Below are 2854 nucleotides of genomic sequence, written 5' to 3' on the forward strand. Positions count from 1 at the left end.
ATCGGGTGAGTAAGCTGGCCATCAAGCCAGCGCTGAACAATAGGGGGTAACTTGTGCGCCATCCCCCAGCGTTCAACAACCTGATGATGTGATAAGCCCAAGGCTCTCTCTCGGTTGATACTGACGACTAAGTGGTAGTGATTACTCATGATGGCGTAAGCACAAATATCGATGCAGTAGAGCTCCGCAAGCGAGTGCATTTTGTTGACAATCCACTCTCTTCGGTGCTCATAACTCACTAGGGTTTGCGGGTCTTCACCACATAAAAAGCTGCGCCTCACACAACGAGAAACACAATGATAATAGGATGTGGCTTCAATCGAGATAAGTTGCTTGCGCGCGGTTGTCATCAATGTGTCTCCTTGTCGAACAATAAGAAGTTAGCAATCATTCAAACAAGAGTTTGTAATCAGTCCCTCGAAAAGGGGGAAATCATACTTATTTAGTCCTTTTGGTGTGTGTCCTGAATTTCTAGTCCTTTTGGAGTCCTTTTGGTGTGTGTCCTGAATTTCTGGTGTGTGTCCTGAATTTCTAGTCCTTTTGGTTTGTGTCCTGAATTTCTGTCAAAGAAAGTTTCTTCGAAAAATGCCCATACTGATGTAAATTATTTTTTATTATAGAATAAAAAGTATTCGTGTAAGGGAATAAATAGTGTTGGTTGAAAACAAGTCTTACAAAGCTTTCTTTTATGGGAATGCCCAAAACATCCCGAAACAAAACTCTAAGATCTCGTCAATGTGGTTTGCTAAAAATGATCAACCTTTTGACCATATATCCATCGAAAAAGAACTCAATATTCAGTTCCCTGAACTATTTCTTAATTTTTTAAAAGAGTGTGGCGGGTTTTATTTTGATCATAGCTGTAATTACTCTTACCCCTGCGCACCGGATGACATGAATAAATCTCTGTCGATCAGTTTTGACATCGTTGACAACAAGCGTTCTAGAAATATCACATTTGTATTATTTGACGGTTTTTTCCTACCGGGTAGTGCTGCCTATAACAGTGAGAAAAAAATCTTAGATGAATGCTTTAGCTCTGGTGAATATGATCAAGAGCTTTGCGGAAGAGATTGGAGCAAGTTGATACCTTTCGCAAATGATAACGGCGATCTTTTGTGTCTAGACTTTAACGTGAAGGATGAGCCAGAAGTCGTTTATATAACTTATGACGGCGTCGATATCTTTCCCGCTCTGACTAACTTTGAACATTTATTAATTGGGCTAGATTACTAGGGCGCTGGCGGATCCCCTCATAATTCTCCCAGTCCACAGGTATGCGTTAGGCGCTGATATTCCACCATTGCCCAGTGATATAATTCACAATTCAGGACACACACCAAAAGATTGGTGTGTGTCCTCGAATTCAAAAAACGCCTCGTAGTATTTCTTGTTATGTTAAAGATTTCGACATATAAACCAAAATGAACATTGCTATTGTGGTTACAATAGAACAGAAACTCGTAACTAAGCCATCGTGAACCAGCTCTTTATGAACCTCTGTTATTGTTTTTACTGGGTATTCTCTTTCATAAGTAACACGCTCTTCATAAGACCATGTCATGCGTATATAGCGATAGAACACATAACCTAAACCAACGTAGCCAAGCAAAGTAACAAAGCCTATACCCGTAGCCGCCCAAATCATAAAAGACAATACACCACTGATGTAATAGAAGAACTGAAACCTATAGCTTGCTGTTTTTTGCGCCCATTTCAATATACGCGCTTCTTTAGAATTATTTATAGTACGCTTAGTATAAAACAGGCGATGCCGAGCGTCGTAGCTTAACTGAGGGTAATCTGAAAGCTTTCTATACCCTTCCGTCTGTTTTTTCTTGTTTCTAACTCGTCTTTTACTCATATTAATCCAGTTCACATCAATTCAGGACACACACCAAAAGATTGGTGTGTCCTCGAATTCTGCGAATTCTTTGTTACTTTGCCTTACCTGCTTCTAAAATCGGTAACCCGCCCTCTGTAGGGATATAGATTCGCTCTCCTTTCCCATCTTGCAAACCTTTGATCCAAATATAACGCAGGTACTCATCATTACCTTTCAACGAACTACCTATAATTTGGTTCGCTTTTGCCGCTGCTTTTGCGCGCTCGATGTCAGCTAGACCTTCAGCTTTGGCTTTCGCGATCATGGCTTTACCCTCAGCTTCCGCTAGCGTCACCTTAGCTTTTGCTTGCATTAAAGCTGCTGTTTCTCTTGCTTTAGCTTCTTCAATTAGAATCTGCTTACTCCATTCCGCCTCTTTTAAGGTTGCAATACCGTCTAGTTCAAGCTTATAAACTTTATACTTGGGCCAAGCCCACAATGATAAAACAATGAGTAAAATGAATAGAACAAACATTGCAAACAATGTCCCTAATGCTAAAGCTTGCTTGTTTTGATACACCTAAACCTCCTTTTGATATTCTGGCGGATACATAACATTCTTAATAACAGGTCATCTCGTTATTCTGTTCGCCTGACTAACCACCAACCATCGCATATAACTGAAAATTAATACAAATACTTCGAATTATACATTCTATCAATATATATAAACGAGCGTGTGGGTTATCTTAGTAAGAAGAGTAAAAATTCTATTACTAATAATAATTTAGAGCGAGCACCCTACTCCAAACCTCTGCAATGCCAAACCTGCTCGTTGATAGCTAATCAACGCGAGGTGAGAGTTTGCTCTGCCTTAAGCGTTTTCACGATGCCATCTCGCTGACTATCGCTCAGCGGAAACCAACGGTTCTTCTGGATCTGCGGTTCAGACAACACCTCAAGCAGTGCGTCTGGGCTCAGTTTCGCTTTCCCGTAAGCCACCAACTCAATCGGCTGTGCGCACAAAGA

The 2854-nt window shown here is 40.7% G+C and carries 5 protein-coding genes; 1 reads left to right on the forward strand and 4 read right to left on the reverse strand.

All coding sequences use genetic code 11. The features are described from left to right. A partial coding sequence (locus TW84_RS23220; protein ID WP_045977977.1) for a transposase occupies window positions 1-350 on the reverse strand: 350 nt, incomplete at its 3' end. Window positions 351-651: 301 nt separating this feature from the next. Between TW84_RS23220 and TW84_RS23225 the strand changes: the two genes are divergently transcribed. Then, complete coding sequence (locus TW84_RS23225) at window positions 652-1236, forward strand: SMI1/KNR4 family protein (RefSeq protein ID WP_045977974.1); 585 nt, start codon at window positions 652-654, stop codon at window positions 1234-1236. Between the two features lie 157 nt (window positions 1237-1393). Here the strand turns inward: TW84_RS23225 and TW84_RS23230 are convergent, their stop codons facing one another. The 3 genes from TW84_RS23230 to TW84_RS24700 all read right to left on the reverse strand — a co-directional run. Continuing rightward, window positions 1394-1864: a hypothetical protein gene (locus TW84_RS23230; RefSeq protein ID WP_045977975.1), complete on the reverse strand. Its 471-nt coding sequence runs from the start codon at window positions 1862-1864 to the stop codon at window positions 1394-1396. Between the two features lie 73 nt (window positions 1865-1937). Then, window positions 1938-2405 (reverse strand): SPFH domain-containing protein, encoded by a 468-nt coding sequence (locus TW84_RS23235; protein WP_045977976.1) that lies wholly within the window; start codon window positions 2403-2405, stop codon window positions 1938-1940. Between the two features lie 266 nt (window positions 2406-2671). Next, a partial coding sequence (locus tag TW84_RS24700) for a hypothetical protein (protein ID WP_045977597.1) occupies window positions 2672-2854 on the reverse strand: 183 nt, incomplete at its 5' end.

This window comes from Vibrio neptunius (assembly GCF_000967495.1).
Classification (GTDB): Bacteria; Pseudomonadota; Gammaproteobacteria; order Enterobacterales; family Vibrionaceae; genus Vibrio; species Vibrio neptunius.